Source organism: Nocardia sp. NBC_00508 (assembly GCF_036346875.1).
GTDB lineage: Bacteria > Actinomycetota > Actinomycetes > Mycobacteriales > Mycobacteriaceae > Nocardia.
On record NZ_CP107852.1, the window covers coordinates 7,672,429 to 7,689,376 of the forward strand.

General features: G+C 66.8%; 14 protein-coding genes. 7 read left to right on the top strand and 7 right to left on the bottom strand.

All coding sequences use genetic code 11. From position 1 onward, the window contains the following. Position 1 precedes the first annotated feature (1 nt). Complete coding sequence (locus OHA40_RS34425) at positions 2-271, bottom strand: WXG100 family type VII secretion target (RefSeq protein WP_330234475.1); 270 nt, start codon at positions 269-271, stop codon at positions 2-4. 770 nt (positions 272-1,041) lie between these two features. Here OHA40_RS34425 and OHA40_RS34430 point away from each other — a divergent pair. The 3 genes from OHA40_RS34430 (at position 1,042) to OHA40_RS34440 (ending at position 7,060) form a co-directional block, all read left to right on the top strand. After that, positions 1,042-1,425, top strand: a complete 384-nt coding sequence (locus OHA40_RS34430; RefSeq protein WP_330230971.1) for a hypothetical protein — start codon at positions 1,042-1,044, stop codon at positions 1,423-1,425. A gap of 4 nt (positions 1,426-1,429) precedes the next feature. After that, positions 1,430-5,281, top strand: coding sequence for an nSTAND1 domain-containing NTPase (locus OHA40_RS34435; protein ID WP_330230972.1), 3,852 nt, complete (start codon positions 1,430-1,432; stop codon positions 5,279-5,281). 345 nt (positions 5,282-5,626) lie between these two features. Next, positions 5,627-7,060 (top strand): aminobutyraldehyde dehydrogenase, encoded by a 1,434-nt coding sequence (locus tag OHA40_RS34440; protein WP_330230973.1) that lies wholly within the window; start codon positions 5,627-5,629, stop codon positions 7,058-7,060. 156 nt (positions 7,061-7,216) lie between these two features. Here OHA40_RS34440 and OHA40_RS34445 read toward each other — a convergent pair whose 3' ends face one another. Continuing rightward, a complete protein-coding gene (locus OHA40_RS34445) occupies positions 7,217-7,354 on the bottom strand; it encodes a hypothetical protein (protein ID WP_330230974.1) in 138 nt (45 codons plus the stop codon). A gap of 34 nt (positions 7,355-7,388) precedes the next feature. Here OHA40_RS34445 and OHA40_RS34450 point away from each other — a divergent pair, with 34 nt between their 5' ends. From OHA40_RS34450 to OHA40_RS34460, 3 genes are all read left to right on the top strand, one after another. Further along, a complete protein-coding gene (locus OHA40_RS34450; RefSeq protein ID WP_330230975.1) occupies positions 7,389-7,673 on the top strand; it encodes a hypothetical protein in 285 nt (94 codons plus the stop codon). A 62-nt stretch (positions 7,674-7,735) separates the two neighbouring features. Beyond that, the gene (gene ligD, locus OHA40_RS34455; protein ID WP_330230976.1) at positions 7,736-8,698 is read left to right on the top strand and encodes a non-homologous end-joining DNA ligase; all 963 of its coding nucleotides are present in this window, start codon (positions 7,736-7,738) and stop codon (positions 8,696-8,698) included. A 451-nt stretch (positions 8,699-9,149) separates the two neighbouring features. After that, on the top strand, positions 9,150-9,419 hold the full coding sequence (locus tag OHA40_RS34460) for a hypothetical protein (protein WP_330230977.1): 270 nt from the start codon (positions 9,150-9,152) through the stop codon (positions 9,417-9,419). A 76-nt stretch (positions 9,420-9,495) separates the two neighbouring features. Here the strand turns inward: OHA40_RS34460 and OHA40_RS34465 are convergent, their stop codons facing one another. Then, a complete protein-coding gene (locus OHA40_RS34465; protein WP_330234476.1) occupies positions 9,496-10,212 on the bottom strand; it encodes a MerR family transcriptional regulator in 717 nt (238 codons plus the stop codon). A 112-nt stretch (positions 10,213-10,324) separates the two neighbouring features. On the opposite strand from OHA40_RS34465, the gene OHA40_RS34470 reads away from it, so the two are divergent. After that, entirely contained in the window at positions 10,325-11,542 is a 1,218-nt protein-coding gene (locus tag OHA40_RS34470) for an erythromycin esterase family protein (RefSeq protein ID WP_330230978.1), read from the top strand. Between the two features lie 38 nt (positions 11,543-11,580). Here OHA40_RS34470 and OHA40_RS34475 read toward each other — a convergent pair whose 3' ends face one another. The 4 genes from OHA40_RS34475 to OHA40_RS34490 all read right to left on the bottom strand — a co-directional run bounded on the left by OHA40_RS34475 (position 11,581) and on the right by OHA40_RS34490 (position 16,810). Then, on the bottom strand, positions 11,581-11,835 hold the full coding sequence (locus tag OHA40_RS34475) for a hypothetical protein (protein ID WP_330230979.1): 255 nt from the start codon (positions 11,833-11,835) through the stop codon (positions 11,581-11,583). Positions 11,836-11,974: 139 nt separating this feature from the next. Further along, positions 11,975-13,660, bottom strand: a complete 1,686-nt coding sequence (locus OHA40_RS34480) for a hypothetical protein (RefSeq protein WP_330230980.1) — start codon at positions 13,658-13,660, stop codon at positions 11,975-11,977. A gap of 49 nt (positions 13,661-13,709) precedes the next feature. Then, positions 13,710-15,521, bottom strand: a complete 1,812-nt coding sequence (locus tag OHA40_RS34485) for a hypothetical protein (RefSeq protein ID WP_330230981.1) — start codon at positions 15,519-15,521, stop codon at positions 13,710-13,712. Next, complete coding sequence (locus OHA40_RS34490; RefSeq protein ID WP_330230982.1) at positions 15,518-16,810, bottom strand: ABC transporter substrate-binding protein; 1,293 nt, start codon at positions 16,808-16,810, stop codon at positions 15,518-15,520. Before OHA40_RS34490 ends, OHA40_RS34485 begins: the two co-directional genes overlap by 4 nt. Between the last annotated feature and the right edge of the window lie 138 nt (positions 16,811-16,948).

Below are 16,948 nucleotides of genomic sequence, written 5' to 3' on the forward strand. Positions count from 1 at the left end.
GTCACCCGATCGTGCAGCAGTCCCCCGAGGTGTTCAACGCTGATGCGTTGGTCCAGTCGCGGCTTTCGTAGGTTTGGGCGGAAACACCAAGCTTTTCAGCCATCTCCCTCAACGCCGTGATGATCTGACCTCCCCCATCGCGGACCTCGGACCACCCTGCGGAGAAGTCGGTCGCTGCGCCGCCAGACCAGCCCCGTCGAGCAAAGCCGCGACGTCCTGAGCTACGGACCGAAGGGCGGACTGCAAGGATTCCGCTAGCTCGTAGGTGTATTGCCCCACCTCTCTAACCTCCTCTGGCACAACCGAAATGCTTGCGCCGGAGGTTGAAGCTCCCCCATCAGTCATGGCTGGACCGTAGCGATCACCTCCAGGGGTGTCAATCCCGCTGCGTAATGCAACGCAACACCACGTCCGACACCGCTCGCTCAACCACACGGTGTCGTACTGATCAGCCCCTCAGATGGGATACGTACTCACGATGACCAAGCGTTTCCCAGTTGCCCATGTTTCGCGTGTCCTGCCGAGGGCACAAACCGGCGACAGCATTTCCGCAGGTCAACGGGATTTTCAAGATAATCCCCAAAATGACCATATCGAGAAATCCCAGGTCAGATGCGGTCCTCCTGTGCGCCGTGTAGGGCACATCGAACATGGGAACGCGCAACGCGGAATGCGGCCTCCCGCGCGGAACAATCCGGCCGACCGAGACACGAGCCGTCACACCAGCCCCTTCGATCAATGGCGGCCCGCTTCATCGAACTTGTTGCAAGATAACAATATTTCGCCTATTGGCCTGGCGTGTGAGTAGCGCGGACGCCGATCCTCTTCGCTGCGCTGACAGACCGCGGGCAAGAGGGCGAAGGTGTCAGCACCCGTGCCTCGGCATGTTGGTTTGCTTGCGGCCCAACGTTATCGGTTTCCGTGCCCCGCATGGGCCGGGGGTGATAGCTTGGGGCGGGTATTGATCATCAGTCGGCTGTCGTAGGCGGGAGGGTCTACGAACCGTGGTGGCCAGGTTCGTTCGTTCGAGGTGGGGTGGATATGGATCCGGTGTCGGTCGGTCTCGCTGCGGCTGTGTTGTTGGCGTCGAAGTTCGGTGAGGGCTTTGCGCAAGACGCAGGAACGAGTGGATGGAACGCGGTGAATCGCTTACGGGCGGTGATCGCGCGGAAGTTCCGTGGTGATGCCGAAACCGAAAGCGCGGTAGCGGCTTTGGAGGCATCTCCGGTCGAGGCGAACCGGTCGGATGTGGCAATGCGGATCACTGCCGCGGCTCGATCGGACGTAGTGTTCGCTGCCGAGATCGAACGGCTCGTGTCGCTGGCCAGCGAAGACCGAGGCGTGAACAGCTTCGTGGCACAAGCGTTCGACAATGCCAAGCAAGCCAATATTCGAGGCGACAACTTCGGCTCCATCAACCTCTGACGCTATGGCAGAGTTTCATCCGAAGGCCGAAGGACATGGCCGCCAGGTGAACATCGCGGGCAACAATGCCGGCACGATCAACATGGCGACAGTGCAGCAGGTCGGCGAGGGAAACACCCAGATCGTCTACAGCTATACCGCGGGAACGTGGACCGATGGTGTGGCTCCGCCCCCGCTGGTCGATATTTCCGGAACGATCACATCGCCCTATCGTGGGTTGGCGGCCTTCGAGGAGCGTGACGCCGGGTTGTTCTTCGGCCGCGAAGGCGCCGCCACCGAAGTGCTGGATCGGATGTCGCGTCAGCTGCAAGGACCGGGGCTGATGGTGGTATCCGGGGTCTCCGGGGCGGGGAAGTCCTCGCTGTTGCGTGCCGGTGTGCTACCACGTCTTCGCGGTGCAGGCCTGCAATCCGGGCCGGGCTCCCGGTCGTGGCCGTGTGTGGTGTTCACGCCGGGCCACGCCCCGTTGGATCAGCTGGCAACGCGAGTAGCGGCGGTGGCTGGCGTCGATGCGGCATCGGTTAGGCACGGACTTGATGGTGATCCGTCCCTGTTCTCATTGACCGCAGGTCAGGCGGCCATGGCGGGATCCACGGGCGATCCGAACGAGCCGGAGTCGGCTGAGTCGGCACGGTTATTGCTGGTGGTGGATCAGTTCGAGCAACTGTTCACGCAGTGTCAGGACGAGGCTCAGCGTCGAGACTTCATCACCGCCCTGTATGCCGCCACGACCGGTCGCCGAAACGACTCGGCTGCACCCGCGTTGGTGGTGTTGGTGGTGCGCGCCGACTTCGAAGCCCGCTGTGCGGACTACCCCGAGCTGACCGATGCGGTTCAGAACCGTTACCTGGTGACCTCGCTGACTCGGCGGCAACTGCGCTTGGCGATCACCGAACCGGCCAAGCGGGCCGGGTCACAGGTGGAGGATGAACTCGTCGAGCTGCTGCTGAACGATATGGAAAGCCGGGTGTCCGCCACAGCCTCAGGTCATCTCCTCGACCCGGTGTCCGGTGCCGGTGTGCTGCCGTTGCTGTCACATGCCCTGGATAGGGCGTGGCGAAGCCGCGTCGGTGAGCGGCTCACTGTCGCCGACTACGAGCGGGCCGGTGGCATCGAACGTGCCGTTGCCGACAGCGCTCAGCACACCTATGACCGTTTGACCCCAGCGCAACAGGTCGCGGCCAGACAGGTTTTCATTCGGCTGATTGCGACCGCTGCGGACGGGACCGACACAGCTGATCGGGCGGGGCGAGCCGATCTGACGCATGGCAAAGCTGACCACGAAGCGCGGGACGTGGAAACGGTGGTGGAGGCGTTCGTCGCCGAACGACTGCTCACAATGGCCGCAGATACCGTCGAGATCAGCCATGAGGTACTGCTCACCGCCTGGCCGCTACTGCGCGACACCTGGCTCGCGGAAACCCATGCCGACCGCATCGTGCGCACCCGGCTGCGCGCAGCCGCCGATGAATGGGCCGGTGACGACCACGATCCTTCCTACTTGTACGCGGGCAGTGTGCTGGAGGCTGCGACCGCGACCGCTGCCCGCTCCGCCACCGACCCGGATCGCCACCCACCGCTCAGCCGGGATGAGCACGCATTCCTGGACGCGAGCAACCGGGCACACCGCCGTCGTGTCCATGTCCGACGTGGCATCGCGGCCTTGGTCGTCAGCCTGACTGTCGTCCTCGGTGTGGTCGCCACCATCGCGTATACAGCCGCGCGCACGGCGGCCCATCAGCGCAATATCGCGATCGCCCGCGAGTTGGTCAGCGAAAGCGAGCTCCTCGGGGACACCGACCCCACTGCTTCCAGGCTGAAAGCCCTGGCGGCCTGGAAGATCCATCCTTCTCCCGAGACGCGGTACGCGGTGCTGCTCGCGGGGAGCCGCCCCGGGATCCTGGACGGGCACTCGGGCGAGGTTCTATCGGTGGCTTTCACCCAGGACGGCGAGACGTTGGCCACCGGAAGCCAGCAAGGTGCGGCGTTGTGGGACGTATCGAGCCATGACCCGACAGCCGATCTGCCCATCGACGTCGCGGGTGCTTCGGTGGCGGCGAGTCCGGACGGTGGGACCCTCGCCATCAGCAGCGACCAGCAGGGCACCGTTCTCTGGGATGTACTCGGTCATCGACGCATCGGCAACCTCATCGACAGATCGGTTGTGTCGATGGCATTCAGTGCGGACGGTAGAATTCTCGCCACCAGCAGCGGTGACTCGGTGCAACTGTGGGATGTGCCTGGGCGCCGTGAGATCGGCACACCACTCGCCTTCCACGGCGTCAATGCGATCGCGTTCAGTGCGGACGGTACGACCCTCGCGGCTGGCGCTGGCGACGGGACGGTATATCTGTGGGATGTGTCCGGCCAGCACCAGATCGGCAACCCGATCTCGACCGGCGAGGCAGCTCACATCTCGGTCACCGCGGTGGCGCTGTCCCCGGATGGCAGGACTCTCGCGACGGGTAATCGCGATGCCACCGTGGAGATGTGGGATGTCACCGATCAGCGTCTGATCGCAAATCTGATCAGGGCCGACGGACAATTCATCGGACGCGTCGACAGAAGCTCTGTCTCGTCGATTGTATTCAGTCCCAATGGGAAAACGCTAGCCACCGCAAGCAAGCACAATTACGCAGTACGAATGTGGAACGTCGCCACGCACCAAGAGGTTGGTGGCGCCCTCAGCGGCCACCATGAGACAGTCCACGCGATGGCGTTCAGCCCGGACGGCAAGACCCTCGCCACCGGAAGTGGTGATCGCACGGTGCGATTGTGGGACGTACGCGGCCGTAATCTCCACACCCCGTTGTCCGACGACGGCAATGGCAATCCCGGCCCGACCCTCGCGTTCAGTCCAGACGGTCGGACGCTCGCGAGCCCCGGCAGCGGCGGCAACAAGGTAGTACAACTGTGGGATGTCATCAACCGCCGCCGTGTAGGCGGCCCCCTCGTCGGCCACGGCGACGTCGCGTCAGTGGCGTTCAGCCCGGACGGGAAAATCCTCGCCACCGGCAGCTACGACAACACGGTACGACTGTGGAACGTGGAAACCCAACAGCAGATCGGCGACCCACTCACAGGCACCGACACCGGTGGGATCTCATCGATGGCGTTCAGCCCGGATGGGAAAAACCTCGCCACGGGTAGCCGCGGCGGCACGGTACAACTGTGGAATGTAGACACCCAACACCAGATCGGCGACCCACTAGGCACCGACACCGGTTGGATCTGGTCGATGGCGTTCAGCCCGAACGGCAGAAACCTCGCGACCGGCAGTGGCGATATCTTGGGCCACGGCATGGTGCGAATGTGGGATGTGCCCGGCCGCCACGAGTTAGGCGAGCCACTGCGATTCGGGGAACCGAATTCCGGCGCCTACAGCTGGGTCCTGTCGTTGACGTTCAGTGCGGACGGCGAAACACTCACCACCGCCGGCGGCGACGGAAAGATTCGAGTGTGGGACGTATCCGGCCACCATCAGATCGGCAACTCACTCACCGACGACAAAGGTGCGGCAGCACAGGTCACCATGGCGGCGTTCAGCCACGACAATTCCGTGCTTGCCACCAGTGACATTTTCGGTGCCGTGCGGCTGTGGGATGTGCCCGGACACCACTCTCTCGGTGACGTACTGATCGGTCGGTACGGATCGGGCAAATCATTGGCGTTCACCCCGGACGACACCACCCTCGCCGTCGGCGGTGAAGGTGTGGACCTATGGGATGTCGGCCCCGTTATCGACGTCGACGCCGTCGCGAGGCGCCTGTGCACCGAATCACGTGAGTTGTTCACGCCCGACGAGTGGGCGTTGGATATCCCAGCGGAAGTGTCGTACGAACAAATCTGCTCCTGAATCACCCAACACGAGGTGGCCCGCAGCGCCGCTCCGTACGTCGGCGGGGTGGTCAGGAGGAAGCGGAGCTCGATCGGTAGCATCAACGATTCTGTTGGCATCACCTGCCGCCGCCCTTCAGGGAGCGAAGACAAAGTCGTCGCAATGGGAGACGAAACGATGCTCACCACCGGCAAATAAGCAAGGCTCCGGCTGCACCGTTCCGAGCAGCAACAAAGGAGTAGGCTCAATTCTTTCGGTGATCGATACCATCGAAATGTTACTGAACAAGTAGTAGCAGACGACGGCGACCGAACGCTCCGCACCAGAGGATTGTCAACTGACAAGCAACCGAGGAGCAGCATCATGACAGTGGTCCAGAACTTCATCGACGGCAAGCTCGTCGACTCCGTCGGCGGTGCGACGATGGCGCTCGTCGACCCCACCACTGGCGATCAGTACGGCACCGCCCCGGCGTCCAACGAACAGGATATCGACAACGCGTACGCAGCCGCGTCCAGGGCGTTCTGCGACTGGAAACGCACTACGCCGTCGCACCGCCAGAAGGCGCTGCTCGATTTCGCCGACGAGTTGGAGAATGTCGCCGACGCGCTTGTTGCGGCCGAGGGCCGCAACACCGGCAAGCCGAACCACATCACCTTGGCCGCAGAGATCCCGCAGATGCTGGACCAGACCCGGTTCTACGCGGGGGCGGCACGGGTTCTCGAGGGCAAGTCGACCTGCGAGTACCTCGCGGGCCATACATCGTGGATTCGCCGGGAGCCGGTCGGCGTCATCGGGCAGGTGACACCGTGGAACTACCCGATGATGATGGCAATCTGGAAGTTTGTTCCCGCGATCGCGGCGGGCAACACCGTGGTGATCAAGCCGAGCGACACCACCCCGGTGACGACGGTGATGCTGGCCGAACTGGCCTCCAAGCACCTTCCGCCAGGCGTGCTCAATGTGGTCACCGGTGACCGGGTGACCGGCGCGGCGGTGGTGGCGCATCCGACCCCGAAGATGGTGTCGATCACCGGTTCGGTGGCCGCGGGCCGCGCGGTCGCAGAGTCGGCCGGAGGCCGCCTGAAGCGCACGCATCTGGAGTTGGGCGGCAAAGCGCCGGTCATCGTGTTCCCCGACGCCGATATCGCTGCTGCCGCCGAGGGTATCGCGGCCTCGGGCTATTTCAACGCCGGGCAGGATTGCACGGCGGCCACCCGGGTGCTGGGTCACGCGTCGGTGACCGATGATTTGACCGCGGCGCTGGCCGAGCAAGCCAGCAGTGCGACAACGACGTTCGGCAAGGCCACCGATGACGAGGACGCCTGGGTGCCACCGGTCAACAACGCCAACCAACTACAGCGCGTGCTCGCCTTCCTCGATGAGGTACCCGATCACGCTTCGGTCGTGGTCGGCGGGCACCGGCAGGGCGACCACGGGTACTACGTCGAGCCGACGGTCATCGGCGGGCTGCTCCAGTATGACCGGCTGAGCCAGAACGAGATCTTCGGCCCGGTGATCACCGTGCAGGCGTTCACCGACGAAGACGAGGCGATCCGATGGGCCAACGGCGTCGAATACGGGCTGGCGTCCTCGTTGTGGACCAAGGACCTGTCCAGGGCGCTCCGCGTGTCGGCCGCGCTTGACTTCGGCTGTGTGTGGATCAACACCCACACCGCGCTGATCGCCGAGATGCCGCACGGCGGGTTCAAGTCGTCCGGGCACGGCAAGGACCTGTCAATGTACGGGCTGGAGGACTACACCCGCGTCAAGCATGTGATGGCCAAGATCGACTAGCTACCTACCTCTGAAAAAGTGGGTGCGTGCGTTCTCGGGGAAGTAGCGGCGATCTCTGAGCGCGCCCCGCCGCGCGAACACGCCACCGTAGGTGGCGCAGGTCTCGACGCAACTTCCGCACCCGACGTAACCACGCACCCAACCCCTCCCGGCGCCTCAGTCATACCGCACACCCAAGGACGGGTTGTGGTGGTGGCCGTCGCCCTCGTGCACCGGGCACAAGTAGTTCGTCCACCGCTGCGGCTCCCGCGGGAACCGGGCCGGACCCACCCGGCGAATCAGGGCGTCGGTCACGACCTCATACGAACGCCCGTGCGACGGTTGCGATTTGGCCATCGTCACCGACCCCGCTCGATCTGGGCCACTCGGCGGCGGTGAGGATGCGGGCCTGCTCGATACTGCGCCGCTGCACCCCGCCTGGACGCCAGTCGCGGGTCAGCAGCTCGAAGGCCCTGACGCGCTCGCGCTGCTGCGACGCACGAAAGAACTGATCGCCGAAAACCAAAGCCTTCGTTCCGAGCTGGAGATCCCGCCTCCTGCTCGCGCGCTGCCCGGGCTGACACGTCCAGTGTTTGAACCACGATATCGCACACTGTCAGACCGGTCGGTATGATACAGCTAATTGCCAGCAATGCTTAGGTTCGTGAAGGGGCCGACGATGGCGGCGAGGCGGAAATGACAAGACTGCCGCACTACGCGGCAATGCTTGCGACACCGGGCCTGCTTCCCGGCGATGGTCAGCGCTGGGGATACGAGGTGAAGTTCGACGGGATCCGCGCCATCGGCTACGTCGACAGTGGTCTGCGGCTGATGTCGCGCAACGACAAGAACATCACACCGGCCTGGCCCGAATTCGCCGACATCGCCCCAGCGATCCCTCCCTTCGTCGTCGACGGCGAGATCGTCGCTTTCGCTGCCGACGGCCGATCGTCATTCGAGGCTCTGCAACCGCGGATGCACCAGCGCAATCCCGCCACGATCCGAGCCCTCGCCAGAGCGGTTCCAGCGACCTACATGATCTTCGACCTGCTTCACATCGGCGACCACCCGCTGATCGATCTACGCTATGACCAGCGCCGCGAGCTGCTGGAAAAGCTCGGCCTCAAAGGCGCACACTGGCAGGTTCCGCCACGACTGCGCGGCGCCGGCACCGACATGCTCGCCGAATCCAGACGGCTCGGGCTCGAGGGCATCGTCTGCAAACGCCTCGAAAGCCCCTACTTGCCCGGGCAACGCAGCCCGCTCTGGATCAAGGTCAAGAACGTCAACAACCAGGAAGTCGTCATCGTCGGCTGGCGGCCGGGAACCGGTCGACGCGCCGACCGCATCGGCTCGCTGCTGATGGCCGTTCACGACGAAAGAGGCAAACTAGTCTATATCGGCAATGTCGGCACCGGATTCACACAGGCGATGCTCGACGATCTGCTGTCCAAACTCCAACCGCTGCAACGCAAAACGCCCACGGTCGACACCGACGTCAAAGACGCTATTTGGGTCGAGCCCGAACTCGTCGGCGAGGTTGCCTTCACCGAGTGGACCGGGGATGGGCGCCTCCGGCACCCATCCTGGCGCGGATTACGGCCTGACAAAGCTGCCTCTCGAGTGTTCCGAGAGCCGCAACCCTGGGAACCGCACTGAATAACCCGCACGCTCGATGAACTTACTCAGCCGCGACGCCGCGCAACGGTGAGGACTGCTGGCGCTCGCCACTGTTAGGGCTCGGCGGAGGAGGTGTTCACCGTCGTTGCCACCGGGCAGGAATCCGAACTTGTCCAGATCGGCCGCCGTCACCTCGAGCAGATACCCGTACGCGCCAACGAATTTCGATGCTGCCCGTGCGCGAAGGCACCGCTACTTCGAGCCAGGGCAAACCCCTTTCCAGCCACGCCGCGCACGGCACCCGACGGGACGCAAGCCAATAGCGAGCCACACAGTTGCCACGGCCGCAACTCTGTAACGTAAACGCCATAGCTTCGAATACATCCCATGTAATCAACCACAACAACATTCGGAGCTCAGTATGCGAACCTCGGCTCGAGCAATAGCGATGTGCCTGGCGGCTCCCGCTGTGGCAGTCGCCCTCACGGGGATGGCCACCGGAACGGCCGCCGCCGAGCCCGGCTGCTCAGGATCGATGAACGGCCCATGGTCCTACAACGGGATCTGCCAAGGCGATACGGGCAGCTACCGACTCGAGATCGACTGCATCGGATACGACTTCACCGCCAATCCGCCGGCCCTTGGCCAGTACACAGCGCGCGAAGACCTGCCTGTCGGACAGGCGGGCACGGTGGCTTGCTTCGGCCCCAACTGGTCCAGCGCCGGGTGGGGCGTGCGCGCGCGCATCTTCCGGCTCTGACTGCTGGAGACTCCGATGACCGCCCGCGGGGCAGGCCTTCGCGGTGGCCGGCCGTGGCCATGCGGGCATCGGGCAACTACGTCGCCGGCCACCCCTGCTGTGTCTTATCGAGCATGGTGAGGTAGGTATCGAGCTGGGCCGCGCCGGTGAGAAGGTTGCGGCTGCGCATGGTCAGCCGGTCTTGCCAGGAGTCGAGAAAGGCGCTCAACGCATCCGTCCCGCCCGCCTCGCGCAGCGACTCGATGAACCGCGCGACCTGGTGCAGCAGGTACCCGCCTCGGCGTAGTTGCCGCGCGATCTCGGCGTCGCGCACGCAGTCCGGTCCGTAGTGGCGGTAACCCGTTGCCCGCTCGCGTGCGGGGCGCAGGATGCCCGCGGTCTCCCAGGTGCGCAGCGTCGCCGGGTGCACGCCGATGCGGCGCGCGAGTTCGCCCACGGTGAGCGGTCGACCGTCGACAGGGGTCGGTGTCGTGGCGGACAGGACGCCAAGGGCTGTCGCGACCTCGGTGCGGGTGTCGCGTTCGGCGAGCAGCGCGACGTGCGCGGCGTCGATGAGCCGGTAGGCGGACTCGGTGTCGCCCCGGTTGGTCGCGTGCATGATCGCCATAGCCTGCTGGTGCCCGTGACCGCCGCGCAACGCGAGGAAGGCGCGCAGGGCCTGCGCGTGCAGGGGCGTGTAGCGCCGGTAGCCGGTCTCGCTGCGCTCGGTCGGCGGGAGGATGCCCGCGTCCTCGTAGTTGCGGACCGCCTGTGCGGACAACCCGTGTTCCCGGGCAAGGTCGATGGGCCGCAGCTTGCACCTCCGGTTGAGACTTTTATCCCTGGATCTCAGATGGAAGTCGCAGAAGTTTCACCTGAATCTTCAACGATACTGTCGAGGGCAGTGCCTTTCGAAAGGGGTGTTCATGTCCATTGCCGCATCGATGCATGGAATCGGCCGCCAACTCGACGACCCGGCAAGCCTGGGCCGTGCCGTCGACGAACTGGTCGCGGCGCGGTCCGAGCCACCGACCCTGCTCGCCCTCGGCGAACCGACCCACGGGATCGAGGCGTTCCCGTTGCTGCGCAACGAACTCCTCGCTCACCTCGTCGAACGGGGGTACCGGTCGATCGTGCTGGAGACCGATGTCTTCGCCGCGTCCGTTGTCGACGACTACGTGAGCGGGGCAACGGCGGAGATCGATGCGGTGCTCGCGACCGGGTTCAGCCACGGGTTCGGCGCCGTGCCGGGCAACCGCGAACTCGTCGAATGGCTCCGCGCGCACAATGCCGGCCGCGCGCCGCAGGATCGGGTTCGCTTCCACGGCTTCGACGCGCCGCTGGAGTACTCCGGTGCACCGAGCCCGCGACGCGCACTGTCCTGGGTCAACGACTACCTGCCCGCGGCGCTGCGGCCCGAATCGGTCCGCGACCTCGGCGTGCTGCTCGGCGAGGACGCGGACTGGACGAACCCGGCGGCCATGTTCGACCCGGCAGCATCCATCGGCGACTCCGACCGTGCTCGCGCGCTGCGCATCGTCGCGGACGATCTCGCCAGCGCTTTGCGCCGCGCGGCACCCGGCCTGCGCCCCGCCGACCCGACCGGGTACGACCATGCCGTCGCGCACGCGCGCACCGCCCAGGGCCTGCTGCGCTATCACGCGGCCATGGCCGGCCCCGCACCCGATCGCATCGCGACCCTGCTCAGCCTGCGCGCCGAGATGATGGCCGAGAACCTGCTCGCGATCGTTGCCCAGGAGCAGCGCCGCGGGCCGAGCCTGGTGTTCGCGCACAACGTGCACCTCCAGCGTGCGCAGTCCCGCATGCCGGTCGACGAGGATGACGTGAGCTGGGGCAGCGCCGGCGTGCTTGTCGGGCTCACCCTCGGTGAGCGCTACGCGTTTCTGGCAACCGACGCCAACCCCCACAGCGCCCAAGGCACCCTCCAAGGCGTGTTGGCCGAGGCGACCACCCGCCGCGCCCTGTTCCCGGCACCGGCCCTGCGCGCCGCGCTTCCCCCGTCGATCGGCACCGGCGAACCGATCGTGCCCGGCCACATCCCGCTCAACCCGGCAGACGTGGACGGCGCCGACGCGGTCATCTTCGTCGCCGACACCGACGGAAAACGGCATCAGTACTGGTAGCGGCACTCGATGCGAGCTGCAGTGACCTACCTGCGCCGCTACCCACGATCGGCGTCTTCCGGCCGCAGACCCGGTCCGCTGCTCCGAACTCGGTCATCGTGGAATTCGATCCGGTAGATCGCGGGCATCGGCATCGCCTGGGAGAACCCCCTATTCACTCCTGGGTAGCCGAATCCCAGACGCTCGGCGTGCGCCTTGCCTTCCTCGGTCAGCGACCGCCCGTCATCGCCTGGTCCGCCTGGGCGCGGAGGGAAAGGCTGGGCGTGACGTACCAGAACGATGGTGGACCGCATCGGTCAACTATTCCAGTCTGTTGCGATCGAGCATTTCGTCCGGTCGATCCTCTTGCCGCACCTCGGCACTGGTGAGGGCTGGCGGCCTGCTCCGCCGAGTTCCGAATGACCTGCAAAGCAAGTGCCGGTGGCGACCGATCTAGGTTTGGTCTTCCCGTGCAGCAGGCCACAGGTCGATGTGGGTGAGCGGGGTGCGGCGGCCGGGTGGGCGCAGGTCGCGCGAGCCGTGGTCGGTGTTCAGGGCCGAGCGTGCTTGTGCCAGATAGTGTTCGGCGTGGCGGGCGTCAGGGTGGCGGCGGCGGGCTTCGGCGAGCCACCCGGTGGCTTGGCGGAGGGCTTCGGTGTGGGTGAGGGGCGGGTCGGTGGGCAGCAGCAGGGTGGCGTGGTCGGGGGCGACGACGATCGCGGAGCCGAGGTGTTGCAGGCAACGTCCGATGCCGTGGTCGTCGTCGAGGACGAGGTAGGCGGTCAGGGCGAGTTGCCAGCAGCGCAGGGCGCGGCGGGGTTCGCCGCGGGCCCACCACAGCACGCCGATGGTCTCGTGGGTCTGGGCGCGTCCGTTGGGGTCTCGGCCGGTTCGGGTGAGGGATTCGGCCAGCTCGAGACGATCGCCTGCGGCGTCGAGCCGTCCCTGCCCGATGTGTACGACGGCGAGGTTGATCAGGGCGCACACCTCGCCGGAGACGTCGTCGCGGGGCAGCAGCCACCACGCGGCTTCCAACTGATCGGCCACGGCCTCCAGGTCCGGCGGTTCGCCGCCGAACTGTCGCAGCGCCTCGCGGTGTTCCCAGCGGGCGGCCAGGCTCGTCGACAGCCGCCACGGACGGTAGCGTCGTGGCCGTTGCGCAAGCCGATCCGCCCGCAGCAACACCAGATCGCGGTTCAGCTCGTCGAGGCCGGACAGCGAGCTCAGATCGGCCGCCACGCCACGCCCGTTCTCCCCCAACCCGATTCGGGCGTACCACACGTCGAGGGCATCGCCGAGCCGAACCAGGTGTGCGAGCGCGGCGGCGGGGAGTTGCACCCCAGAGTTCGCGCACGCCGCCACCAGCGCACACAGATACCGTTCCTCGGTTTCGAACCACCGTCGAGCTCCCGCGGCGAAGCGCCGTGATTCCAGCGCGATCGCCCAGCGGTCGGCTCGGTCGGCGTAGTGGTGCAGCAAGGCGGTGACCGCGGCGCCCCACTGCGGTCTTGCCGTCACCGTCGCCCGATTCGGCAGCTTGGGCACTTGGCGCACCCGGAACCGCTGTGCTCCATGCTCGGCCAGGATGCCGCGGCGTCGCAAGTCCTGCAGCTGCATCGCCGCGGTGGGCGCCGAGGGTTCGCGCGCCAGCGGCAGCCTGCCGTCGGTGTCGCGAATGGCGTTGAGCACGGCGAGCAGCGCGACGCTCTCGTAGTCACGCACGGGCAGGTCTCGCAGCACCGTGGCGACAGGATCACCGTCCAGTGCGGAGACCCGCCACGGTGGCCGCGGATACCGGCGCGGTGCACGGTCCGCCAGCGCGGGGCCCGGTTCGATCAGACCCGCGATCAGGTCCATCTCGCGGGCGGTGCGCACCTTCATGCCGTATCCGGCGGCGAACCGGTACAGCGCGTAGGTCGCCGCCACGGCGATGAACAGCACCGACAGCCAGCGCAGGGTGCCGTTGAGAAACTGGACGAGGGCGTTCTCGCCGAAGGAGTTGACCACGAGGGTGCGTACCAACTCGAACAACACGGTGTAGGCCACGACCGACGCGGTGCCCAGAAACCCTTGCCAGATCGACGACCTCGGCGTCGCGGTCTGCGCTGCCGCCTCGGTGTGTTCGGTGTGCGTGCTCACCGGGCCACCTCCCTCGTCATGCCGGATGATCCCGGCGACTCGGCCTGCCTCATCGCAGCACTCCCCCGGTCAGTCCCGGCACCAGCCAACGCCGCCAGGTCGCCAGCAGCAGCGCCACCGGCAAAACCGCCGACACCAGCGATCCCGCGGCCAGTTGCGCGGCGTTCTCGCCGAACTGCCGCGCCTCGCCCCACAGCAGCAGCGACCACGGGCTGGCACCCGCTCCGCTGACGACGAGTCCGATGAAGAAGTCGTTCCACACCTGGACGAATTCGAGTACCGCCACCGCCCCCAGCGCGGGTCCCGCGGAGGCCAGCACCCGGCGCGCGATCGTGCCCGGACCGGCCAGGCCGTGCAAAGCGTCGGCGGCGGCGCTGCCCGGCGGCGCGAGCATGGCGCCGCGCAGGACGAGAATCGCGATCGGCAGTCCGGCGGCGGCGTGCACCAGGATCAACGGGATTCTCGTCCCGGACAGTTCATAGGCGCCGATGAAGCCGTCGAGCGGCCCGAGATAGGTCTGCGCCGGGATCACCGCGAGCACCACCAGCCCCACCACGGCCAGCCGCGCCGCGGGCCCGTTCGGGCGCAGCGCCGCCAACCGATAGGCCACCGGCACCGCCGCGGTCACCACGACAACCGTCACGATCCCCGCCACCCACGCGGTGGTCTGCAACGCGCGCCACAGCCCGTCGTCGCCCCACACCAGGCCGAATGCCGAGAATCCGAACCCCTCGTGCCCGAGCACCGAGGTGTAGGCGAGCACCCCGATCGGAAACAGAGTCAGTACCGAGACGCCGGCGATACCGGCCGCGCGCACCGGACCGAGGTGACGCCTCCCGGTCATCGAAACCGCTTGCGTCGCCGACCAACTCGCGCGATGTCGGCGCACGTCCAGTTGCAGCAACCACGCGACCGCGCCGACGAGCACTGCCAGCGGCAGCGCGTAGGCGGCCGCGGCACCGGAATCGACGTCCGACAGCCGCCACCAGTGCACGGTCGCGCTGTCCACCTGGTACTCGAGTGCCGCGGGCACCCCGATCAGCACGACGTCGAACACTCGCGCCGCCGCGACCCCGACCCCCAGCCCGCCGACCAGCACGACCGGCCGCAGCAACTCGTACAACCGCACCACCAGCGGCCTACCGTCGTCGCGATCCAGGTATCCGGCGCGCGCCGGATCGGCCTCGATCGCATGAATTCCCGCCCGGAACATTGCGGTGAGAAACCCCAGCCAGGTCCACAGGAACGCCGAACCCAGCATCGCCGCCAGCCACCACCGGTAGGTCTGCACGTCCTCGATGCCCAGCCACCGCGGGCCGTAGCCGAAGATCACCCGGAACGCCACGCCGGACACGAACGCCGACACCCCGAACGGCACGATCAACGGCAACCACAGCCACCGCGCCGCCCGCCCCCACCAGGCGATCGCCAACGCCATGACCAGCAGCCCGACCCCGAACGCCACCCACAGCAAGGTGCGCAGGTAGGCGCCGCGGCCGTCGGCGGTCATCGTGCCGTCCAGCAGCCGCAGCCCGCCGGCCATCGCTGCGATCGACAACAGCCACACCAGGATTCGCCGCCATCGCCCCGCCGCCCGCCCGCGCAGCAGGATGGGCAGCAGCACACTCGCCACGATGATGGGGCACGCGAGCACAACGCTCGGGCGCGCCTGAGCGGCGATGAGCACCGTCCATCCCGTCGGAACGACCAGCAACGCCACCGTCAGCACCGTCGCGGGCAGCCCCGCCGCCCAGCCGAGCCAGCGCCGCGGCCTGCCGCCCGGGACCAGCGGTCCCCGCATGCGGCGCGTGGCCAGCTCGATCCGTAGTCCGTTGACTGCCAAGTCCGTCGGCGACGTCATCGGCGCCGCCGCTCGAAGTCGTCGAGCGCGGCGATCGCTCGATCGATGGACTCGGTCACCGGTGTCGGTGCGCCGTCTCCGACGGCGATCAGGAACTCCGTCAGCACCCGCCACAATCCTTCCCGCCCGCCCACCGCGCCGATCCGATCGGACAGGTCGAAGGCGCTGCGCGCATTCAGCTCCCGGGCCGAGGGCGCCAGCAGCGGCGAATAGTCGGCCTCGGTGCGCAGGTTCGGCGCGAGGAACCCGCCGTAGCGTTCGATCCACGGCAGCGGCGCCGCGGCGCCGGCCAGTTTCTCGACGAGTTCGCCCGCGCGCCCGCTCGCCTCCCGCGTCACCACCATCACGTCGCCGCCGACGATCTTCGGCCGCCCCGGCACGGCCGTGACGGACGGGAAAGGCGCGACACCGACCACGTCGTGCACGTTGCGGCCGGACGCGCGTACCCCGCTGCGCACAATCGGTTCCGCGAAATCGGGCGCGACGACCGCCGCTGCGCGGCGATGCTCGAACACATCCCGAATGGCGTCGGGGAACTGCCTGGTCAACGCGACTCCGACGCCGCCGGGAAAGGCATGGCGGTGCCCCCACAGAACTCCTAGGTGCCCGAACGCCGCCCGCACCGCCGGGTTGTCCCACTCCCGATCGGTTTTCGACGCCAATTCGCCGTAGATCCTGGGGGATTCGGCCAGCAAAACGTTTTCGAAGAAGTCGGTCAGCACCCATCCGTCGGCGGCGGCGAGTGCGAGCAGGCGAATCTGGGACTGCGCCAGCACCTCCATCCGATTCACCCAGTCCGAGAGGGTCCATTCGGCCGGATCGCCGAGGCGGCGGGCGGCGAACTGCTGCCGGTCGAACCACACCAGTGACTTGTCGGCCGCCTTGAACGGCACGCCGAATGGTTTGCTGTCGTGGCTCAGCAGGTGTTGCCAGTGCTCGGCGTACCGCGTCCCGAGTGGGTCGGTCCACACCGTCTCCGCGATCGGCCGCAGTTTGCGTCGTGCGGCGAGCGCCTGCACCTGCCCCGCTTGCGGGAGCATCACCACGTCCGGCGCGGACCGGCCACCGGCGGTGAACGCGGTGTCGGTGTTGTCTCCGAGCGGGATCACCTCGACCTCGAAGCCGAGGTGCAGTGCGTCCACCACGGCATGGAAGGCCGCCAGTTCCGATCCGCTCCAGGACACCCCGACCCGCACCGCATCCGCGCTGCCCAACAGCAGATCCGGTGCGCACGCGGCGGCAAGCGGGATGACCAGTCCCGCTTGCAGCGCCGCTCTGCGCGTCCCCATCGACCCCCGATGCCATTGCGTGCCAATCGAACTCGATTATGCGTCATCGGCGCCGCTTCGGTGGGCGAGTTGACGATCTTCGCACCCGGCGATCCTTTGTCGAGTGACGCTTGCCACACTCGGTACGTGAGCGTACCG